Genomic DNA, 22107 nt, shown 5'->3' with positions numbered 1-22107 from the left:
ACTTAATAGATCATCTGGAATTCTGGTGAAAGGAATAGTGCCCATAGGAAATCCTGAACTTCCGGAGGGGCTGGTTTTTCGCCAAAGGTTTGCATCGCCACTTCCATTTCCCTGGCGTTTGGCTCACGCAATACAGCTTTGGCAAATAGCTCACGGGTTAATTTTTCAGAATCAGGATAGGTAGCTATCCAAGTTTCTGCTCCCTTTTGAAGCGCTGAATTCAGTTTGTCGCCATTACTCAGTTCTAATGCCTGCAGCAAGCTTGCCTGAGAATCCCTGCTAGTGGATACGATTTCCCGAGTAGGACGACCTAATGCTTTAAGAAACTCATTATTTGCTACCAGAGATGCTCTTGCAAAGCCTCGGTTTTGTGAGGCCTCGGGAATGAGTTCATAGGGTTTGAATTTGACTTCCGTGGAATCGAATAGCGGAGCCGCCAAAAGCGAAACTGCATCCGAGAACTGCTCTGCTGTCATCCTTCTTCTGATCATTCCTTCAAACAGATAGTCTTCAGCCAAGAGGAAATCCGATGAAGGAACTGGAATGGATTGACTTTGGTAGATTTTCGAGGTGGCGATTTGCTTGATCAAGCGTTTGATGTCATAGCCGTTATCAGTGAAGTCCGAAGCCAGCCAATCTAATAAGTCCTGACTCCAGGGCTCATTATCCATTTCGTCGACTGGTTCCACGATTCCTCTTCCCATCATTTGTTTCCAGATTCGATTGACTATGGTGCGGGAAAGCCGCCCGTTTTTGGGTTGGACGAGCTGATCAGCTAGTTGCTGAAGTTTTTCGGCTTTGGTGGCCAAGCTGTCTATTTCGCCCAGTTCTTCCCATAGAATTTTGGTTTGGGCCATTTTACCCGTTGGTTTTTCGCACCGGCTGATCTCCAGAGTAGAATCTGCAAAAATGTTGGCAAAAGCATAGGATTCTTCGAGTTTCCAGTCCGATATAAAACTGTCATGGCAGGAAGCGCATTTTAAATTTAGCCCAAGAATCACTTGTCCTACATTCTGGGCAGCTTGCATTTCGGTGCGCTGAGAGGCATTGACAGTGCCTCTCCAGCGAATCCCCTCGATAAATCCTTTGGATTTTTCTGTCGGGTTCAGCAGTTCCTTGACAAAAAGATCGTAAGGTTTGTTTTCTCTCAAAGAATTATAAATCCAATCTGTAATGGCAAATCTTCCTCCTGTGATGTACCCGGTTCCTGTGTAGTCATTGCGAAGGGCGTCGTTCCAGAAAGTCAGCCAATGTTGGGAATAATCATCTTTTTGGCTTAGGAGCTTCTCGACCCAGACCTCCCTTTTGTTTGTCTCAGGACTGTTTTCAAATTCCTCCAATTCCTCTGGGCTTGGAACCAAACCAATGATGTCCAAATATGCCCTTCTCAAGAAAGTGCGCTCATCGATGTCCTCAGTCCATTGGATAGCGTGTTCTTCAAAATACCGATCAACCAATCGGTCTATAGGGTTAGAAAGCCCATTTTTGGCAGGAGGCAGGTTGGGTTTTCTCGGTGCCAAATCAGCCACTCGATAAACAGAGAAATTGTCCGCCTTATCGGGCCAAGGTGCGCCTTTTTCCACCCAGATCGTGAGTACTTGAATTTCCTCTTTGGACAAAAGTTTGCCCTTGGAGGGCATGACATCTTTGTGACTTTTTGAGAGAGAAATTCTTCGAATCAAGTCACTATTGGCTGGATTTCCTGCTTGGAATATTGGTCCGCTTTCACCCCCAGCAAAAATGAATTCTTTTTCGTCCAATCTTAGTTCTCCTTCAATTTTGGCTCCAGAGTGGCATTTGTAACAGTTGTGCGCAAAAATAGACCGGACATTGGTGACGAGCTCTACTTCTTGATTGGAGGAAAGCTCATTTTGGAAAGATGCAAGATTGATCGTGATGGATTCTGGCGCTTCTCCTGCATTTTGGAAAGGCAAAGTCTCCGTCAAGAAGGATTCTCCATGGGTCAAACTTGCTCCATAATGTCCCGCAAATCCCACTCCGATGGCTGTGATCCATAAAAGACCTCGGTAGATTTTGATTGAATTGGGGTGCTTTTCAGCTTTCCTTACTGAGACGAAGAGAGCAATGCTCAGGATTGCAGCTGCAATGCCAAGGTACTTGTGCAGATCCAAAATAGAGCCAGAAGTGCCTTCACTTTCTGCCAAGAGCAAGCCAAAAAGTACTGAGGCTAGGACTGCAATAGCTCCGAAATGAACCATCAAGTTGATGGCCTTTCTCATGGATTGATGGTAGTTGTTTAAGGTGTGTAATTCCAGAAAAGCTGCAAAAAGAAGTAGGGCAATCGGAAAATGCACAATCATCGGATGCAGTCTTCCAAAAAACTCCCAAAGCCAAAATATACTGGAGCTTGATCCGTCTTGAGCCAAAATGGGGAAAACGACCCCCAAGGCAAGAAGAGGTAATAAAATCAGCTTTTTATAGCATGAAGTAGCTAGCAGGAATGGGCGTCTTTCGGTCAATTTGTTTCCATTTTTCAGGAAAAAATATAAGGTTTTTGCCCAAACTATCTGTCCTGAACAGGCTTTATTTGACAAATGGCCTGAGCTTGCTATCTTACTAGAAAGCAAAAAGATAGCCAAGAGATTTCCCCCTTGGCTATCAGATGTTGAGCTTTTTTCTTATTTAATAAATTCGATTTCCGTGATACTCATCAAGGTTTCTCCGCCCGTGGCAGAAGGATTCTTAAATATGAAATAGAGGTCGTGGATTCCAGAAGTTGACTCGATCATAACTTTGGCACGATTGGCCTGCTGCCGTCTCCATTCTACGAATGACATGCCTTCTGGAGGTCTGAAGCCTCCGCCTTCTTTGATGCCGATGCTTTCGGAAGTTCCCAATATTTTGCCGGTCGGTGAGTCTAATCGGATTTCGACAGATCCACCTATGGCTCCATTTCGGGAAGTGATACTTGCCAAGACATCGATCGCAGAGACTCCAGTCAAATCAATACTTTCCAAAGCAAAATAGGAACCGTCTCCCTGAACCATAAAGTTGATGCTCGGAGTGGTCAATAGCTGGACTCCTTTTCGATCCACGGAGCTCTGAGGATCTACAAATGGACTTTTTAGTGCTACGAAATCCACTCCCGAAAGCGAGCCGATTTCACCTGATCCTTTGTCAGAATAGGATGCTCTCAATAGGAAGCTGCCGCCTTCATTTTCTCCCTCAGGAATTGCGACTTGGACATTTCCACTCAAAGGCAAAGAACTGACTGTCGCCTGAGTATCATCCATACTGAGAATGTAGTCCACCATGCGTTTGGCATCTGCCTGAGAAAGCTGCGGATGGGCACTCATGGCATGATCTCCCCAGACGCCTGAACCACCATTGATGATCTTTCCGACCAGGTAATTGGTGTTTTCATCCGAGTTAGGGTATTTCTCAGCGACTGCTTGGTAGCTTGGGCCAATCGAAGTGGATGTGTATTGATGACAGGCTTTGCAATCGCTCGCCTCGATCAGGTTTTTACCCAAATTCAGAATGGCGGCGCTCTCTGCTCCAGACTGCTTGGAAGCGATCTCAATCGGATCAAAGCCTGCGGGAACGTAGTCAAATGTCACCGCGACTTCTTCCGCCTTGATGCTTCCATCGGTAGTAGAGCCATCTTCCTCATCTTCCACCTGAACTACATAATTCATCTGCTTGTCACCAAACCAGAAAGTTTTATTCTGATTGCCAAAATCAATAGTCACCTGTGGAGGTTCGTTTCCCGCAGTGATTTCCAACTGCGCACTGTTGCTTTCTCCCTTGGTGTCCGTGACGGTAAGCGTGGCCGTGTAATTGTCTGCTTCCTGGAAATTGAAACTTGGGCTTGATCCTTCCAGCGTTTGATTAAAACCAGACTCGTTGGTGATTGCCCAAGTATAGCTTAGTTTGTTTTGATCATAATCGTCAAAATCATCCGTTCCTTCCGAATTGAAGTTCACAGTCAAAGGAACTGCCCCTGCTAATCGATCGGCCTGTACCGAGACGTTTGGTTTTCTGTTGCCTTTGTTGAATTCTATTTTTACGATTCTAGAGTTTGCATTGCCCCGAAACCAAGCCGATCCGTACTCCAAAATATACAAGGCTCCATCCGGCCCAAAATCCATATCGATAGCCGAGCTGAAAGTCTGACCTGGAAGAAATCTTTCCATACCGGTCATATCGCCATTTTCATCCATGCTCACCGCATAGATCCAGCCTCTCATGAAATCTACAATCAGCCATTTGCCCTCGTAGTAAGCCGGGAAAGTGAAAGGAGAGTCGTCTGCAAAATCTGCTTTTCTGAAAACAGGTCCTCCTGTGGCAGATCTACCTGAGCTTCCCAATTCTGGAAATTCATCTGAAATCCCATAAGGATAATAGATCATGGCAGGTACTACAGGGGTGGGGAGTTCTCTCAGTCCGGTGTTGTTTCGGGATTCGTTGACTGGCTTATTGACATCGAAAGGCTGACCGTAGGTGTCGGTGTCAAAATCATGCTGGATGTAAGGGAAATTGTTTCCGATGAAATAAGGCCAACCGAAAAATCCAGGACCTTTTGCCTGATTGAATTCATCATAGCCTTTTGGACCCCAGATCGAATCTACCGATGCATCAGGTCCGACCTCACCCCAATAGAGAAAGCCTGTTTTGCTGTCCAAAGTCGGTCTCCAGGGATTTCTATGGCCCATGGTGTAGATTTCTGGGCGGGTTTTTTCTGTTCCGGGAGGAAATAGATTGCCTTCAGGGATTGTATAGCTTCCATCATCTTCTGGATGGATTCTCAAGATTTTTCCTCTTAGATCATTTGTATTGCCTGGAGCTCTCTGATCATCATTGTTTTCCTGACCAGGTCTATCATCCAAGTTGGAAGAACCAGACCTTGGATTGACGGTGTTGTTTCCTACAGTTAAAAATAGGTTTCCTTCTTCGTCAAAAACCATCCCGCCGCCAGTATGGCAGCACTCTTCGCGTTGCGTAGGAATTTCTAGAACTATTTTCTTGGAAGATTCCACCAGTTCATTGCCTCTCAGTTCCCATCGAGCCAAAACGTGTTTGGTGTCTACTGGATCTGCATAGTACATATAGATCCAGTTGTTTTGGGCGTAATCTGGGTGGGCGATGACTCCCATCAGGCCTTCCTCCGCCTCACGGGTTACTCCTTCTTTATTGGTGTATTTGGTGTTGACCGGGATGGTGGCGACAAGAGTGACTTCGCGTGAATCCTGGTCTAGGATTTTGACGCCTCCTTTACGTTCTACAAAGAGGATTTTGCCGTCCGGCAGAAATGTCATTTCCATAGGTTCGTCCATGCCCTCAGCAAGGGTGACGGGAGTAAAGCGATTGTCGTCGGGCTTGGTAGCGGGCTCTTCTTTTTCTTCACAGGCAAAAAGAAAGCATCCTGCCACTACTCCGAAGCAAACACTTCGAAATGTGTTGAATATCATAGGTTTATTGTTAAAGTAATTGGTGTACTAATACTACTAATTTTTCAATAGTCTCTATTATCTCAGCTTGAAAAAATAGTTTTTTTTCTTTCGACAATTTGTGAGCATAAAATGCTTGACTATGTTTAATATGTTGATTTTTAGTTTGTTGTGGTGGTTGTGAGGAGTGTGGGCTATTAAAGGACAGACATAAAAAAGCCTGCCACTCTGAAAGTAGCAGGCTTGTTGAGATCAATGAATTTCAAACTATTCTAAAGGCGCTAGACCTGTCGGAAACCAATCTCCCCGTAGCACATTTTCCTTGGGCACATAGGAGCGAAGTGTCAGGTTGAAAAGACCTTCTTTCGGAGAAGGTAGCCAGTTGGACTTGGGCCAGTCGCTCTGAAGCTCCGGTGCGATATAGAGTGTCAGCGAACCGTCAGGGTGATAGGTGAATTCCGAATAGTTGTTGAAGTTGAAGCGGTTTAGCTCGTTTTCCACCACACGATAGTTGGGGAAGTCCACTAGAATTACCGACCAAAATCCATTGACCTGATCTCCTGGAAGGCTCTCCTTGGGGAAAGTCAGAGAATAGGATTTTCCACTGCCCAAGGCTTCTCCATTGGCATCTTTGGAAGCGATGAAATAAATGACTTCCTCGGAGGTATTTGCCCAGATGCCTACAAAATTGGCGGCGGTTCGAGTCCAATAGTTGCTGTCGTAGTTGCCCGCCAGCAAGGTAGCCAGCCATCCGTTTTCAAATTTGCCAGCTTCGGTGATCGCGTAGTTGATAAATTTCGGTAAGGCTTCTTTGGTGATCACACTGTCTATCCGACTAGAACTTTCGGGATGATCTGCAAGGTATTGTCCGATTTCCCGAGTCAAAGTCTGGATGCTGTCATTTTCCATTTTTTCATCCGAGGACTGGAGAAAAACCTCCGTGTATTCAAAAAGATTGGATTGCGGAGGAGCCTGGTTGGTGAAGTTTGGAAAGTCAATAGTTGGAGCGATGACAGGGGTGCCTATGACGCTCATCTGAAACTGCTTTTGCAAAGCCACCGCTGCCTCCAGGTCATCCTGAAGCTCGACTCGAGCGAGCATTTTTATTTTGTCCGTATAGACTGGGATTTTCAGGGCATCCTCAGGAATATCCACCTGTGCATTTTCCAGTACGAGAGCAAACTTGCCAAAGGGATGGTCAGGGAAATTGCGCTCATTGAGGTTAACAATCACCTCTCCCCAGCCGTCAAGAAGCTGGACAGTGTAGTACCGGTCTTTGATCTCAGGAATCTCGATGATCACAGCGGACTTTTCATCCACCGCAATCCAAGCTTCCATATAAGCCACATCCAGATTGGGATTGACAAAATCAGCCTTGCCTGCCTCGTTGTATTTGATGGAGTTGTACTCGAGACCCGTGCCTTCAAAATCCATTTGCTCCTGTCGCACGACTAAGGCGCGGCTGAGTAGATAGACGTAAGATTCGACGATTTCTGAGTTACTTGGGATTGTGGCTTCTTGAGATTCCTTTGTTTGACAGGAATAGAGAAGGCTTATGGCGAGTAGTAATGCAAATGGTTTTTCATGAAAGTGCTTGTGAGTGGGCGGTTGAAACATTTGCGATTATTTGATTTCGGCTAATTCGTATTCCCCACTTACCACAGCATCAGAGGGCATATATACCCTGAAATTGATCCAGAATGGTTGGGTAGGCATCAAGAGTTTGTTGGTGAAGTCGGCTTGGTCAAATTGATCCTGTGGGACATAGTACAAGTCAAAGGATTTGCCGTCTGCATTTAATTGGATTTCAGTATTACTGATCGTAGATCCTTGGTCTGTTTTGAGATATTGGTCATCTCCATAAATGGTGATCGAGTAAAACCCAAGGTTGGGATCTTTCATTTCCGGTACTTGATAGGTGACTTTGTGTGCCTTGCTATTATCTAGATTGTAGCTTTCGGTCAGATATACAGCATCTTTGTCTGGTAATAGACCCGTAGCGATAGATACTCCCCGGTTTTTGTCCTCCAAAGACACAGGGCTATCCAGTGTGCCCATGGTCCCTCTGACTCCTTCTTTTTGTGCTATAGCCACATAGTGAGCATGCACTTCTTTAAATTCATCCATGTTCCAGTTGGTAACTTGAAAAGATTGTGGCTGATATCCATTGAGGTACTCTATCTTGAGTAAGTCTTGGAAATCGTTTACTTTTTGAATGTCTTCTGGACTGCTAGCGTCGATTTGCATCCTCACATTGGCGTAAAAAAAGTCACTGGACTTGTCCGCTGGGATTACATATCTTCCAGGTCCATAGAATACTCCAAGAGTGACATGGTCATGATTCATCACGTGAAGCGACATGTAGCGACCATCATTTTCGGGTAATGTGATAGCTACATCTCCGCCACCATCCAAAATCGCAAAGGAATAATTGGTGTCCCGGTTCATCATAGGGGCAGGCTGAGCATCAAGCGGCATAGGCTTGCGATGATGGTTCCAGGTGTTGTCTGCTCCTTGCACAAATTCCTTCTGCATAGCCAAGTCAGTCATGACGAGAGCGTAATTGTCTTTGGTGACAGATACAGTGGAGTCAGCTGTCGAAGCGGTATCTTCAGAGCTTTTGTCTTTCGGTTGACAGGCTGTGACTAAGATGGAAAATGCAATTCCAAATTGTAAAATGTACTTTTTCATAAGGGCTGAGATTTAAGAAAATGTCAAAATATAAACTGGTGAAAAGTAAAGAGCTTCAAAAAACAGGGCTATTCGTCTCTAAGCAAAAATGACGTATTCAATGTTGCTTGTATATTCCTATCCAAGTTATTCATTGATAGGATGCTACACAAGGATACTAGATTAAAAAATTTGAATAAGTGAAGAATAATTTGGATTATTTTTCGCTGATTCTTAATATGACATTGCCGATTTTTTGGCCGGACTGGACATAGGCATAGGATTCAATTGCCTCTTCCAATTTCACTTGGCGATCGATAAGTGGGGTGAATTTTCCTTCCTGAATAAGTGGTGCGATTTTCTCCAAACTGCCCCTGACATCTACCGGGAATGGGAAATTGACTTTCTTTTTACCAATAAAGACGCTTTTGATAGCTAAAAGTGGATTTTCTCCATGAGGCCCAAGCTCCGAGGAAATATAAACTCCATACTCTTTGAGCAGTGGTTTGCAGGTCTTGAATCGGCTTTTTCCCACGGCATCAAATACCGCGTCGAATTCTTTCCCACAGGCAGTGAAATCTTCTTCCAGTCCATCAATCACGTGATCAGTTCCAAGTGCCTGCACACGATCCTTGTGGCCCAGGCAAACCGCTGTCACATGGATATCCATCGATTTGAGAATCTGGATCGCAGCCGAGCCGATCGCTCCAGTACCTCCGATTACAAGGACTTCATCGCCAGCATTCAGTTCGAGTTTGTTAATGAAGTTATAGGCATAATGTACTCCCTCAATCGATCCAGCTGCCTGATCCCAAGGGATGCCGTCTGGCATTTTTTGAAGATTGGAAAATGAAGAGGTGCAAAAATACTCGGCATGACTACCGCAGCCATTGTCAATGAATCCCCAGACTTTTTCGCCTTTTTGAAACTCTTTGACTTCCAATCCCACTTCGCTGATGATACCGACAAAGTCTGTTCCCGGAATCGGGGATTTAGGGTTGGGGAAACCTACAAACAGTCGCATGATCCAAGGCAAGCCAGTGATTACCGCCATGTCTGTACGATTGATAGTCGTGGCAATGACCTGGATTTGGATTTCCTTTGAGCTGGGCTGCGGGATGGGCATTTCCCGAATGGTAATTTGATCAGCTGAGCCATATTGATCTCTAAAGGCGGCTTTCATTGTTGCAAAGCAGATTAGATATGTTGATCAAAAAGAATACTGTTGCCATCTGGGTCGAAAAGTAGAATGCTTCCCGGGCCAGAGCTATTGGGGTCCACTTCCTGTGCCAGCTGGATTCCGGCATCTTTCAGGGATTGTTGTATTTTTCGAACATCGTCAAAGTCGGGGACGTTTTGGGCATCTTGATCCCAACCGGGATTGAAGGTGAGGATATTTTTGTCAAACATCTGATGGAAAAGTCCGATCAGCGTTTGCTCATTTTTCATAATCAGATAGTTCATCTCCATGCTGCCTGCGAAAACTGAGAAACCCAGTTTTTCATAGAATTCTTTGGAAGCATTCAGGTCTTTGACTGAGAGGCTGATCGAAAAGGCGCCTAGTTTCATGGTACTCGGGTTTTTGCTTTAAAATAGGATATTTCATTTAAAATTAATAGTCTCTGCTTTTTCTGCACTTTCCTTGGCTGACACAAGAAACTTTAATTTTTTCATGGGAAAAGAAATTATAAGTTTTTTTTAGATAGAATTAGTTAAATAAAATGTACCTCTACAATTTTGGGCAGACAAAATTCTTTAAAAATGAAAAAACACTTTTACTTATTGCTTTTTACAATTCTAGCTTTCTCATGCAATAAAGAAGACGACCCAAGTCCGATCAAAAATGATGGGCAAATTACGGTCTTTACAAATCCTGATTATTCTAGTTTCAAAGATGAAAATTGGGAAGGTTGGGTTGTTATCCAAAGTTTGGATGGTTCCTTTCTAGAAATGAAAGAGCTTGTCAAAGGTGGAAATGTGAAGTTCGAAGGCTTGGAAAATGAATCCTATCATTTGACTTTTTTCGACAAAACACTTCGTACTTATGGAGGAAGGCCTTTTACCAAATTGGATGGTAAAGCATTTTTAAACGTTCCAGTTGGAAAAATTTATACTCATGGTTTAGTGATAACTGAGACGTCGACAGCAAATAACGAAGGAGAGTTTAAGATTTTTGTATCAAATTCTTCTCCTATTGGCTTAGCAGGTGGATACTCAAGTGGATTGAACAACAGTTTCAAGCTTATGCTTCCAAGTCCCAATCGACTTGAACTTGTCCAGAATTTCAGAAGTGAATCTTCTGAATATTTAGTGATTACTTATGATTATGAAGGTAATCATAGGTATGGATTTTTGTCTGATGTAGAAGTAGGGAAGGAGTATGATTTTGAATATTCTGAAATGAGCCTATTTGATCATTCGATTACAGTACCAAAAGAATTTTTTACAGATATAAATATCTGGGTTAATTCATTGAATGTCGCAAACAACAAATATGAAATTGGTCATGTGTTTAACCGGATTTCTACCGTGTTCAATTCCAATCTTGGAAAATATCAAGTGAACTTTCTGGACCGATTTGAGAAATATAGTGTTTTAATAAACATTGATAAAGACGATTTAAGGTTAGTCTATAATAGAGTTGGATCCGCTCCCTCAAAAATTGAATTTCCTGACAATCTAAATTTTTCTGGACAAAATCTTAAAGCTTCCAATTTCCAGGTCGAATTACCTTCTTGGGCAACAAATTTCAATACTCGGATGGATAAGCAATTTTTAAATCAGGAGGGAGATTATCTGTTTAGTTTAATTGTCGAAGGAAATCAAGGAGATTTTACTTTAATTATTCCTGAGGAATTGAAAAGCAAATACGAGTTCCTAGAAGATTTCGAGAATTTTGAATTTTCCTCCGTGACTGCGAAAAAATCGAGTTACGGTTACCATGAAATGATTGAAAATGTTTTAATCGAAGAACCAGTTTTATTTGATTTTGAAACGTATTCAGTGAGGAAAACATTCGAATGATTATTCTTGGGAGACTAAAAATAAATGGTCTCCCCTTTTTCTGCACTCTCTTTCGCTGCCTGAAGAATCTCCATCACAATCATATTATTTTCCAAAGAATACAGATCATATTCAGGTAAGCTGATTTCATTTCTCACCACTGCTTTTAATAGCATAAAAGGATCAGGATAGGGAGGTTCCATTTCCGGAAGTTGATAGGTTTGCTCATCAAATCCATCGTAGCCCTCAGCCATTCGTATTCTGAGTTGGTTTCTATTGTCAGCGTAGATGGTTCCAGTTAGCCCATAGACCTCCATATCCTTTCTTCCAATTGGCCAGTTCCAGGATGCCTGAATGATCACTTGGGCATCTGGGTAATTGACGATGATAGTCGCATCATCTTCGACTTGGGGATTGTTTTCTGGCTGAAGCTGCTGAGTCACGGCAGTGACTGAGATAGGTCTTTCACCATCCATCAACCAAGTCATCAGGTTGGCACCATAGCAACCAAAGTCCATCAAAGCTCCACCTCCATTGAGTTTGGGATCGATCAGCCAGCTCAAAAATTCAGGACCAACCCCGATTTTCTTAGGACCTTTATGTCCATCTCTCACGATGACTTTTCTCAAGTTCCCGACTTTTCCAGAATCCAAAAGCTCTTTGGCTCGATGATTAGTCGGGTACCAACTGGTTTCATAATTGGTCAATAAATGAATGTTGTGCTCTTCTGCCAAAACTTTCATTTGCTGGGCATGATCCAAGCTGACGGCCAAGGGTTTTTCTACCATGACATGCACTCCCCGAGGTGCTGCGGCCTCGACGACGGCCAGATGCTCAAAGGTATTTCCAAAGGCAGCAACGGCCTCCGGTTGTTGTTTTTCTATTAAATCATTCAGGTTATCAAAAACCAGATCCATACTGAATCCGAATTGTTTGGCGTATTTTTCGGCCAACTCCCTGTTGGGTTCAGCAATCCCTACAATTTCATAATCTCCGCGATTCATGGCATTGAAAACCCAGCCCACATGCCCGTGATCCAGTCCGGCAACTGCCAGGCGAAGTTTGGATTCTTGGGCACTTGAATTTTGAATAGAAGAAAAAAGGCAAATGATTGCAGCCAAAAGCAAGGGAAAGGTTCTCATGAAAATAAGGGATAAGGTTTTGGGTTCGAAAATTTGAGGAGAATGGAAGAGTCTAAAGCTTTAGCTTTTGGCCAGTAGCAGTTGAAATTCCAAAGGACTACATGTTTGAAATTCATCTTCTGCCAAGTCTTCGAAAATCTCTTCGTCAAATTCCATTTCCGTTTTTTCTACTTTTCCGTCAGGATGAAGAATGAGTTCTGTTCCGGTAAAATTTTCCGGGTTGACCATGACCAATACTTGATAATCGTCAAAAACTCGCTTGAAATACTGTGCAATTGCTTTAGCCATATTCGATTGATTGATTTTTTTTCAAAAATAAGTTGAAAATTTTTTATCAGGGTTTTGTCATTTCAGATCCCTTCCTAAATTTGCCGAAGTCTTATGAAAACAATCGCAAACAAATATTGGTGGTGGCATACTGAAACTTTCTCAGGGAAAGATCAGCGAGCCCATGCCTAAAATTTGATTGCATGACGATAGTAGAGGCTTACTGGATTTCCCGGTAAGCCTTTTTTTATGCCAAAAATGAACCACGAATGAACCACGTAAAATATCCGATTCTGACTACCTACCGCAAGCGTCTGGCAGATACGATCACTCCGGTGAGTATCTATTTGCAGATCAGGGATCGTTTTGCCAATCCGATTTTATTGGAAAGTTCGGACTATCACGGTCAGGAAAACAGCTATTCGTATATCTGTTTTAATCCTTTGGCCACTTTTCAATTCAATCATGGAAAAGTAAATGAAAAGTTGCCTGATGGAAAAGAGGTCTCCTACGAGGTCTCTGCCAAGAATCGGCTGATGGATGCTTTGAGAGCATTCGGGAATAAATTTGACCCGACTCCGGATAAGTTTAAGTTTAGCTCCAACGGATTGTTTGGCTATATCCAATATGACACCGTTGGGTGGTTTGAAGATATTAAGCTGACCAAAAGTGAGTCTTCCGAAGTGCCGATGATGTGGTATTCCATGTACCAAAACATCATCGTGGTGGATCATTTCAAAAATGAATTGCACCTGTTCGAACATCGAGTGGCCGGAGCAGAAAATCCAGAATACATGGATGAGATCGAGCAGCTGCTGATCAATAAAAATATTCCGACTTATTCTTTTAAGAAAGTAGGGGAGGAAGTTTCCAACTACACGGATGAGGAGTTTTTGAAAATCCTCAATCAAGGCAGAGAGCATTGCTTCCGTGGTGATGTCTTTCAGATTGTGCTTTCCAGAAGGTTTACGACAGAGTTCAAAGGTGATGAATTCAATGTCTATAGAGCACTTCGTTCAGTAAATCCATCGCCATATTTATTCTATTTCGATTATGGTTCTTTCAAAGTATTTGGAAGTTCTCCGGAGGCACAAATCGTGGTCAAAAACAAAACTGCGACGATTTATCCGATTGCCGGAACTTTCAGAAGAACAGGAAATGACCAGGATGATGCTGCATTGGCGAGAAAGCTTTACGATGATCCGAAAGAAAACTCAGAGCATGTGATGTTGGTGGATTTGGCGAGAAATGACTTGTCGAGATCTTCAGATGTGGTCAAGGTGGATGTGTTCAAAGAGATTCAGTACTACTCTCATGTCATTCACTTGGTTTCCAAAGTCACTGGGCAATTGCCAGAAGGAGCAAATCCACTTCAACTCGTCGCGGATACATTTCCTGCGGGTACCTTATCAGGAGCGCCGAAATACAGAGCGATGGAGCTGATCGATGAATTGGAGAATGTCAGCAGGCAGTTTTACGGAGGTGCGATTGGTTACCTAGGATTCAATGGAGATTTCAATCATGCCATCCTGATCCGATCCTTTGTCTCAGAAAACAACAAACTTCGATTCCAAGCCGGAGCCGGAGTAGTAGCCAAATCTTCCATTCCTTCAGAACTGCAGGAAGTAGCCAACAAACTCGAAGCCTTAAGAGTGGCGCTTAGAGCGGCGGAAGGAATCTGAAATTGCAAAATTTCAAAATTTGAAAATTGAAAAATTATGGCAAAGTATGAGCGGTTTGAAGATTTGAAAGTCTGGAAGGATGCGATTCAGATCGGTTTGAAAATTTATCAATTAGTAGAAAATGATCATTTGGTTCGAGACTACAGAGCAAAAGATCAATTGATAGGTGCAGCTATTTCCATATCTAATAACATCGCAGAGGGCTTTGAATATAATAGCAACAGGCAATTGATAAAATACCTAGGGATTGCGAAAGGATCAGCCGGAGAATTGAGAAGTCAACTCTTTTTACTTCATAAAGCTGAAAAGATATCCATAGAAGTTTATGAAGAGTTTTACAGCCAATTAATTGAAATCTCAAGTGAGCTAAAGGGCTTTATTAAATATTTAAATGAATATGAGAAAATGAAAAAGTAAAAAGGAAAGCTAATTTTCCAATTTTTCAATTTTCCAATTTTCCAATTCCAATAATGAAAATACTCGTTCTCGATAACTACGACTCCTTCACCTACAACCTGGTCTATATCGTCAGGCAATTGGGCTATGGTGATCAGATGGATGTCTTTAGAAATGATAAAATAAGTGTGGAGGATGTGGCAAAATATGATAAAATTTTGCTCTCTCCGGGACCGGGGATTCCTTCCGAGGCAGGGATTATGCCCGATCTGCTCAAGAAATATTCCTCCAGCAAATCGATTCTTGGCGTCTGCCTAGGTCATCAAGCTATAGGTGAGGCATTTGGAGGCGGACTGATCAATCTTTCCGAAGTCCTGCATGGAGTCGCTTCTCAGGTCAAAACTGAGAAAGACCTTTTGTTTGAAGGTATTCCAGAAACCTTTAATATTGGAAGATATCACTCTTGGGTGATTGATGAAGAGAGCCTTTCGCCAGATTTGGAAGTGATCGCCCGCACTCCGGATCAGCAGATCATGGCTGTCCGTCACAAAGAATTTGCCGTGAGAGGTGTGCAGTTTCACCCGGAAAGTATCCTCACCGAAAACGGCATTCAACTGATCAAAAACTGGTTGGAATCCTGATTTATTCACCCCATCAGCCCCAAACATCATGAAAGAAATCCTCAATCAATTAATCGAGCACCAAACACTTTCCCAGTCTCAGGCAAGGGAAGTACTCAAAAACATCGCCTCTGGAGCCTATAATCAGTCTCAGGTAGCGGCTTTTATCACCGTATATATGATGCGGTCTGTCACGGTCGAAGAGCTGAGGGGATTTAGAGAAGCGATGCTTGAACTTTGCATTCCTGTGGAAATTGCCGAATACGATGCCATGGACCTTTGCGGAACAGGCGGAGATGGCAAAGACACTTTCAATATCTCGACCCTTTCCTCTTTTATCGTAGCTGGAGCAGGGCAGAATGTGGCCAAGCATGGAAATACCGGCGTGTCCTCGATTTGTGGCTCATCTAATCTATTGGCGTATTTTGGCTATGAATTCACCAACGACATCAATGAAATCAAACGCTCGTTGGATGAAGCTGGGATTTGCTTCTTGCATGCGCCACTCTTTCACCCAGCGATGAAAAATGTGGCACCGATTCGAAAGGAATTGGGAGTAAAAACTTTCTTCAATATGCTGGGGCCGATGGTGAACCCAAGTTTCCCTCAAAAGCAACTGGTCGGTGTTTTTAGCTTAGAGTTAGCTCGCCTGTATGCATACCTTTACCAAGAGAGCGAAGCTCAGTTTTCTATTCTACATGCTTTGGATGGCTATGATGAGATTTCGTTGACAGGTGCTTTTAAGATGATTTCCAATCGGGGTGAAAAACTCTATCAGCCTCATCAGATCGGTTTGACAAAAGTAGATGCGGCTGAAATCCAAGGTGGAAAAACGATCGAGGAAACCGCTAAAATATTTGAAAGTATTCTCAGAGGGAAAGGGACAAAAGCTCAAAACTCCGTTGTTTTGGCCAATTCTGCAGCCGCTTTGGTGACAGGAGATCCAGAATTGTCCTTTGTAGATGCAGTAGCCAAAGCTGAAGAAGTATTGCTCAGTGGAAAAGCTTTAGACGTATTCAATGGGCTCGTTCATCCCAAAACATCCATTTCATTTGCCTAATAATCGCTATGAATATTCTTGAAAAAATAATTGCCGACAAGTACAAAGAAGTCTCAGATAAGAAAAGTCTGGTTCCGGTGAAATTGCTGGAAAAAAGTATCCATTTCGAAGGTGCTGTGGTATCCATGAAAAAATATGTCACCCATCCTGAAAAGTCGGGGATCATCTCCGAATTCAAAAGAAAATCTCCATCCAAAGGCCTGATCAATGGAGCAGCTTCTGTCGAAACTGTCAGTATTGGCTACATGCAGGCTGGGGCTTCAGCACTTTCTGTATTGACGGATCAGGTGTATTTCGGAGGAAATAATGAAGATCTCAAACTGGCCCGAAAATTCAATTTCTGTCCGATCCTCAGAAAGGATTTTGTAGTCGATGAGTATCAAATCATCGAAGCCAAATCCATCGGAGCGGATTGTATTTTGCTGATTGCGGCAGCTTTGGAACCAGCAAAATTGAAGTCTTTGGCCTATTTCGCCAAGAGCTTGGGAATGGAAGTCCTGTTGGAAGTTCATGATGGCGAGGAGCTGGACAAAAGTGTCAATGACGGTGTGGACCTAGTCGGAGTCAACAATAGAAACCTGAAGACCTTTGATGTGACGATCGATACTTCTTTGGCTCTGGTAGATGTGATTCCGGATCAGTTTGTAAAGATTTCTGAAAGCGGAATTTCCAAACCGGAGACTTTAGTGCAATTGAAAAAGGCCGGATTTGATGGCTTTTTGATCGGGGAGAATTTCATGAAATCCGCCCGTCCGGAGCAAGCTGCCTATACTTTCATCAAGGAGTACAAAAAGCTATTGGCCAAAGAAACCGCTCTAAGCGAATCCTGATGAATCTGAAAGTCTGTGGGATGCGGGAGCCTGAGAATATCAGGCAATTGGAAGAAGAAATCCGGCCAGATTGGATGGGATTAATCTTTTATTCCAAATCTCCACGCTTCGTAGAGGATTCAGCTGCAGAGGCAATGTCGGATGTGACTTTGCCAAAAGTCGGGGTTTTTGTCAATGAGTCGATCTCGTTTATTCTGGACAAAATCGAAAAATTTGGGCTAGCAGCGGTGCAGTTGCACGGGAGTGAAAGTCCGGAGTTTGTCCGAGAGCTCAAGCTCAAGACGGATAAGAAACTTTGGAAAGTCGTCTCGGTGGCGGATCAAATTGACTGGGAGCAGTTGCGAGAGTATGTGGGATTGGTGGAGTATTTTCTTTTCGATACCGCTACCAAAGGACATGGAGGTTCTGGGCGACAGTTTGACTGGAAAGTGCTGGAATCTTATCCTTTCGAACTGCCATTTATCCTCAGTGGAGGCGTGGATGAGGATTCAGTAGAGGAATTGATTCGATTTGCGGAGAAAGCACCTCAATTAAAAGGCATTGATTTGAATTCAAAATTCGAAGATGCGCCGGGCTTAAAGAATATTGAAAAGCTAAAAAGGTTTAGGACAAGATTACAGAAATAGTGTTGAGCAGCCATGTCTTTTGGCTATGGTCTATCAACTATCAACTTGAATAATATGATCAAAGTAGATGAAAAGGGCTTTTATGGCAAATTTGGAGGAGCCTATATCCCCGAGATGCTATATCCCAATGTGGAGGAACTGCGGGAAAACTATGAGGCAATTATGGCCACACAGGAGTTTCAGGATGAATTCCGAGGCTTGCTGAAGGATTATGTAGGTCGCCCGACTCCCTTGTATTTTGCTTCCCGACTTTCTGAAAAGTATGGCGCCAAAATCTACCTCAAAAGGGAAGATTTGTGCCATACCGGAGCCCATAAAGTCAACAACACGATTGGTCAGATTATTTTGGCTAAAAAGCTGGGGAAAAAACGCATCATCGCTGAGACAGGCGCTGGACAGCATGGCGTAGCGACTGCCACCGTCTGTGCGCTGATGGGGATGGAGTGTACGGTTTACATGGGAGAGATCGACATTGCCCGTCAGCATCCCAATGTGGAGCGGATGAAAATCCTCGGAGCCGAGGTAGTTCCTGCGACTTCGGGTTCCAAAACCCTCAAAGACGCAACCAACGAAGCGATGCGTGCCTGGATCAACAATCCCGTAGATACCCATTACATTATCGGTTCGGTCGTAGGTCCGCATCCTTATCCGGAGATGGTAGCGAGGTTTCAGTCAGTGATTTCGGAAGAGATCAAGTGGCAATTAAAAGAAAAAGAAGGAAGAGATAACCCGGATATCGTCATTGCCTGTGTGGGCGGTGGTTCCAATGCTGCCGGGGCATTTTATCATTATTACAATACTCTCGAGGTAAGATTGGTCGCTGCTGAGGCGGGTGGTCTGGGAATCAATTCCGGGAAAACTGCTGCGACGACAGCAAAGGGGTCTCCTGGTATTCTTCACGGTTCCAAAACCATCCTCATGCAAACTGAAGATGGACAGGTGGTAGAGCCACATTCGATTTCTGCAGGCTTGGATTACCCTGGGATTGGGCCGGTGCATGCGCATTTGTTCGATGTGGGAAGAGGAGAATTTGTCGCTGTGGAGGACAAAGATGCCATGGCTGCGGGTGTGGAACTGAGCAAACTGGAAGGGATCATTCCTGCAATTGAGTCTGCACATGCGCTCTATGCTTTAAACATGATCGAATATCAGAAAGATGATGTGATCGTGGTGAACCTTTCCGGAAGAGGTGACAAGGATCTGGAGACGTATATCAAGTGGGGGAAATATTAGGAGAAGTAGGAAGGGGGAAATACGAAGTGGGAAGTCAGAAATATAAAATTGGAAATACGAATTCAGGAATGTCCAATGATGAATTTAAAAGTACGATTGACGAAGTACGATTTACGAGGTCTTTTGGGACTTCAGTCATTTTCGATAGAATCAGCCTTTTAGTACTTTAATTTCGAAAGACTAAGTACGATTTACGGGCTGAAATTGTACTTCTAAGTGGATTCTAACCCTTTATTCATTTTGTAAAAAGATCCAAAAAACTCGTAAATCCCATATCCTATAACTGAATCTTAAAATCAATTATGACTAACCCTGAAAGGGTTGAACTTAAAATAACCATGGGTGCAAGCCATGGGAATACGAAAAATAAATCAAACCAACTCTGAAGGAGTTGAACTATAGTTGGGTTAAAGGAAAGATTTGGGAGAAAAGCTCAATGATGAATTGAACCTCGTAAATCGTAAATTCAAAATCATAAATTTCATGAATAGAATTCACAAGTTGTTCAAAGATAAAAAAGCCCGAGTGCTCTCCATTTACTTCACCGCAGGGTTTCCTGAGCTGGAGGATACGCTGTCCATTATGGAAGCGATCGAGGCGGGTGGAGCAGATATCATCGAGATCGGGATGCCGTATTCTGATCCTGTTGCCGATGGGCCTACGATCCAGGAAAGCAATCAGATCGCTTTGGAAAATGGGATGTCCATGAAGAAGCTTTTTGCGCAGCTGGCGAGTTTTCGGGAGAAAGTATCTCTTCCCGTCGTCCTGATGGGCTATCTCAATCCGATCATGCAGTATGGTATGGAAGCTTTCTGCCAAAAGTGCCAAGAAGTAGGTGTGGATGGATTGATTCTGCCGGATTTGCCTATGCAGCAATATTTGGATGAGTACAAAGGCTTGTTTGAGCAATATGGCTTGGTGAATACCTTTTTGATTTCCCCTCAGACTTCAGAAGCTAGAATCCGTGAGATCGATGAGCATTCCAATGGCTTTATCTACATGGTTTCTTCGCACGCAATCACTGGTGCCAAAGCCGGGATTTCTAAAGAGCAGATTGCTTACTTTGAACGAGTAAAAGCCATGAATCTGAAAAATCCACGACTGATTGGCTTCGGTATTTCTGATTCAGAAACATTTTCGACTGCCTCAGCTTATAGCAATGGAGCCATTATTGGATCGGCTTTTATCAAAGTCCTTCGAAACTCAAAAAACCTGCAAGAGGATGTTCGGGGGTATATTCAACAAGTTATTAGTTAAAAGTTTTAAGGTTGTAAAGTGGAAAGGTTATTATCGAGATTTGGAGATTGGAGAATAGAGATTCGGTTCCTTTTGTAAGCTCAATTGTTTGCTTAAAATTCTTCAAAGACATTTGAAGTTCTCTTCAGGGTCGTAAATCGTAAATCTTAAATCAACAGTTTTCCTTACTACATACATCGTACTTCGTATTTCACAAATCGTATTTCAAAATGATTATTCAGCTTCAACCTGATATTTCTGACAAACAAAAAGACAACCTGATCCAAAAAGTCAATGGAATCGGCTACAAAACTACTGAGGTCAAGACTCAGTTGGGAGACTACATCGTCGGCATCGGGAAAAAGGATTTTGACATCCGCAAGATCGGCCAACTGGACGGAATTAAGGATATTCACATTGTCTCCGATGAATACAAGTTGGTTTCCAAAAAGTGGAAAGCCAAGCCCACTTCTATTGATTTGGGAGATAATGTCTTTATCAAAGACGGGGAGATGGCCATCATCACCGGTCCTTGCTCCATCGAGTCAGAGGAGCAGATCCGTGCGGTCGTCGCTCACTGCGTGGCGAATGATGTGAAAATGATGCGTGGTGGCGTGTTCAAGCCTAGAAGTAGCCCCTATGCTTTCCGTGGCTTGGGTTTGGAAGGATTGAAACTATGGCATGATATCGCTTCCGAGGCAGGAATCAAGATCGTGACCGAGGTGATGCAGACATCTCAAATCGAAGAAATGTATCCTTATGTGGATGTGTATCAGGTGGGTGCGAGGAATTCCCAGAACTTTAATTTGCTCGATGAACTGGGTAAAGTGGATAAAGCAGTGATGATTAAGCGGGGGATCTCCGGGACGATCGAGGAATTATTGCAATCTGCTGAGTATGTTTTCTCAGGGGGAAATGAAAAATTGATTCTCTGCGAAAGAGGAATCAGAACCTACGAGCGAGCATCCAGAAATACCTTGGATCTCAATGCAATTCCGATTCTCAAAGCCAAGTCGCACCTGCCTGTGATCGTGGATCCTTCTCATGGAATCGGCATCCGAGCCTATGTGCCTCAAATGGCTTTGGCCGGAGTGATGTCCGGAGCAGATGGAATTATCTATGAATCCCATGAAGTTCCTGAGAAAGCCTATTCAGATGGTCAACAGACCTTGGATTTTGCACAAAGCGAACGACTGATCTCTTGGATCCGAGATAGCTTTGCAATGAGAAAAGGTTTTGAGTTGTTGTGATAAATCAAACTCTGCTGCTTCTCCGGAAGCAGCATTTTTTTTGTGCTTCAGTATTCAGAAATGAAGATTATGTGAGTTGAGACAAGTCCTGTCTACCCACATTAGCCATGATTTCTACGGTGTCATGATTTATCTTAAAGTAGATGCTATCTGCTTGACAGACACATCTTCTGTAGCTTTCTTTTATATAGTCAACGGACTCGTATAAGAACGGATTTTCAGCAATTCTGTCAAAGCATGAGAAAAATCCCTCAAAGTATTTGTCAGCTTGATTTATTCCGAAGTTCTCAGTTCCAAAGCAATGGATGCGAATCAAGTCATCTTTTGCTTCCTCACTTAGTCTGTAACTAGCCATTCTTTAAAGCCTTTGCTTCAGCCAAAATCTGTTCTTTGGTTTGACTGGTAAATCCGCTTTTTTCCCTTCGGTCAAGTTTCGCCCTCAACCAATCAATTTCTGCCTGTTGTTTTCTGGCTTGTCTTATTAGGTCGTTTACAAGTTCACTTTTACTGGAGTATTCCTGATTTTCCACTTGAGTTTTTAACCACTCGTCATTAGGCTCAGTGAGTGATATACTTTGTCTTGCCATAACTGTAAATATCTGATGTAATAATACACCAAAATCGAATCAATATCAAGCTTCAATGCTCTTCTGTTTTTCCAGAAGCGGGACAACTGCAATG

Annotated in this window: 20 protein-coding genes; 10 read left to right on the top strand and 10 right to left on the bottom strand. The window is 43.2% G+C overall.

The genetic code is table 11. From position 1 onward, the window contains the following. Nucleotides 1-2 precede the first annotated feature (2 nt). From G460_RS0112460 to G460_RS0112435, 6 genes are all read right to left on the bottom strand, one after another. Nucleotides 3-2480, bottom strand: a complete 2478-nt coding sequence (locus tag G460_RS0112460; protein ID WP_342667607.1) for a DUF1549 domain-containing protein — start codon at nucleotides 2478-2480, stop codon at nucleotides 3-5. 159 nt (nucleotides 2481-2639) lie between these two features. Beyond that, entirely contained in the window at nucleotides 2640-5432 is a 2793-nt protein-coding gene (locus tag G460_RS0112455; protein ID WP_026955663.1) for a PQQ-dependent sugar dehydrogenase, read from the bottom strand. 246 nt (nucleotides 5433-5678) lie between these two features. Next, nucleotides 5679-7028 (bottom strand): DUF1214 domain-containing protein, encoded by a 1350-nt coding sequence (locus G460_RS0112450; RefSeq protein WP_084421272.1) that lies wholly within the window; start codon nucleotides 7026-7028, stop codon nucleotides 5679-5681. 6 nt (nucleotides 7029-7034) lie between these two features. Continuing rightward, the gene (locus G460_RS0112445) at nucleotides 7035-8102 is read right to left on the bottom strand and encodes a DUF1254 domain-containing protein (protein WP_035464398.1); all 1068 of its coding nucleotides are present in this window, start codon (nucleotides 8100-8102) and stop codon (nucleotides 7035-7037) included. Between the two features lie 196 nt (nucleotides 8103-8298). Further along, entirely contained in the window at nucleotides 8299-9264 is a 966-nt protein-coding gene (locus tag G460_RS0112440) for an NAD(P)-dependent alcohol dehydrogenase (protein WP_026955660.1), read from the bottom strand. Nucleotides 9265-9278: 14 nt separating this feature from the next. Further along, nucleotides 9279-9650: a VOC family protein gene (locus G460_RS0112435; RefSeq protein WP_026955659.1), complete on the bottom strand. Its 372-nt coding sequence runs from the start codon at nucleotides 9648-9650 to the stop codon at nucleotides 9279-9281. A gap of 192 nt (nucleotides 9651-9842) precedes the next feature. Between G460_RS0112435 and G460_RS0112430 the strand changes: the two genes are divergently transcribed. Further along, complete coding sequence (locus tag G460_RS0112430; RefSeq protein WP_026955658.1) at nucleotides 9843-11105, top strand: hypothetical protein; 1263 nt, start codon at nucleotides 9843-9845, stop codon at nucleotides 11103-11105. A 14-nt stretch (nucleotides 11106-11119) separates the two neighbouring features. On the opposite strand, the gene G460_RS0112425 is transcribed toward G460_RS0112430, so the two are convergent. Together G460_RS0112425 and G460_RS0112420 are read right to left on the bottom strand one after the other, a co-directional pair. Next, the gene (locus G460_RS0112425) at nucleotides 11120-12226 is read right to left on the bottom strand and encodes a Gfo/Idh/MocA family protein (RefSeq protein ID WP_026955657.1); all 1107 of its coding nucleotides are present in this window, start codon (nucleotides 12224-12226) and stop codon (nucleotides 11120-11122) included. 60 nt (nucleotides 12227-12286) lie between these two features. After that, a complete protein-coding gene (locus G460_RS0112420; RefSeq protein WP_026955656.1) occupies nucleotides 12287-12514 on the bottom strand; it encodes a hypothetical protein in 228 nt (75 codons plus the stop codon). A gap of 248 nt (nucleotides 12515-12762) precedes the next feature. On the opposite strand from G460_RS0112420, the gene G460_RS0112415 reads away from it, so the two are divergent. The 9 genes from G460_RS0112415 to G460_RS0112375 all read left to right on the top strand — a co-directional run bounded on the left by G460_RS0112415 (nucleotide 12763) and on the right by G460_RS0112375 (nucleotide 21426). Next, a complete protein-coding gene (locus tag G460_RS0112415) occupies nucleotides 12763-14175 on the top strand; it encodes an anthranilate synthase component I family protein (RefSeq protein ID WP_026955655.1) in 1413 nt (470 codons plus the stop codon). A 36-nt stretch (nucleotides 14176-14211) separates the two neighbouring features. Next, nucleotides 14212-14592: a four helix bundle protein gene (locus tag G460_RS0112410; protein ID WP_026955654.1), complete on the top strand. Its 381-nt coding sequence runs from the start codon at nucleotides 14212-14214 to the stop codon at nucleotides 14590-14592. Between the two features lie 53 nt (nucleotides 14593-14645). After that, entirely contained in the window at nucleotides 14646-15212 is a 567-nt protein-coding gene (locus G460_RS0112405) for an anthranilate synthase component II (protein WP_026955653.1), read from the top strand. A gap of 28 nt (nucleotides 15213-15240) precedes the next feature. Continuing rightward, a complete protein-coding gene (gene trpD, locus G460_RS0112400; RefSeq protein ID WP_026955652.1) occupies nucleotides 15241-16251 on the top strand; it encodes an anthranilate phosphoribosyltransferase in 1011 nt (336 codons plus the stop codon). 8 nt (nucleotides 16252-16259) lie between these two features. Next, nucleotides 16260-17081, top strand: coding sequence for an indole-3-glycerol phosphate synthase TrpC (trpC, locus tag G460_RS0112395; protein ID WP_026955651.1), 822 nt, complete (start codon nucleotides 16260-16262; stop codon nucleotides 17079-17081). Next, nucleotides 17081-17707, top strand: coding sequence for a phosphoribosylanthranilate isomerase (locus G460_RS0112390; protein WP_026955650.1), 627 nt, complete (start codon nucleotides 17081-17083; stop codon nucleotides 17705-17707). Before trpC ends, G460_RS0112390 begins: the two co-directional genes overlap by 1 nt. Before the next feature lie 54 nt (nucleotides 17708-17761). Beyond that, nucleotides 17762-18940: a tryptophan synthase subunit beta gene (gene trpB, locus G460_RS0112385; protein WP_026955649.1), complete on the top strand. Its 1179-nt coding sequence runs from the start codon at nucleotides 17762-17764 to the stop codon at nucleotides 18938-18940. A 483-nt stretch (nucleotides 18941-19423) separates the two neighbouring features. Then, entirely contained in the window at nucleotides 19424-20197 is a 774-nt protein-coding gene (gene trpA, locus G460_RS0112380) for a tryptophan synthase subunit alpha (RefSeq protein ID WP_026955648.1), read from the top strand. Nucleotides 20198-20406: 209 nt separating this feature from the next. Further along, complete coding sequence (locus tag G460_RS0112375; protein ID WP_026955647.1) at nucleotides 20407-21426, top strand: bifunctional 3-deoxy-7-phosphoheptulonate synthase/chorismate mutase; 1020 nt, start codon at nucleotides 20407-20409, stop codon at nucleotides 21424-21426. A gap of 67 nt (nucleotides 21427-21493) precedes the next feature. On the opposite strand, the gene G460_RS0112370 is transcribed toward G460_RS0112375, so the two are convergent. Together G460_RS0112370 and G460_RS0112365 are read right to left on the bottom strand one after the other, a co-directional pair. After that, nucleotides 21494-21781, bottom strand: coding sequence for a type II toxin-antitoxin system RelE/ParE family toxin (locus G460_RS0112370; protein ID WP_026955646.1), 288 nt, complete (start codon nucleotides 21779-21781; stop codon nucleotides 21494-21496). Further along, complete coding sequence (locus tag G460_RS0112365; protein ID WP_026955645.1) at nucleotides 21774-22013, bottom strand: ribbon-helix-helix domain-containing protein; 240 nt, start codon at nucleotides 22011-22013, stop codon at nucleotides 21774-21776. Before G460_RS0112365 ends, G460_RS0112370 begins: the two co-directional genes overlap by 8 nt. Nucleotides 22014-22107: the final 94 nt, after the last annotated feature.

Origin of the sequence: Algoriphagus vanfongensis DSM 17529, from assembly GCF_000429465.1 — a bacterium.
Lineage (GTDB): Bacteria > Bacteroidota > Bacteroidia > Cytophagales > Cyclobacteriaceae > Algoriphagus > Algoriphagus vanfongensis.
Note: the sequence above shows the minus strand (reverse complement) of the source record. Positions and strands in the feature narration are given on the sequence as shown.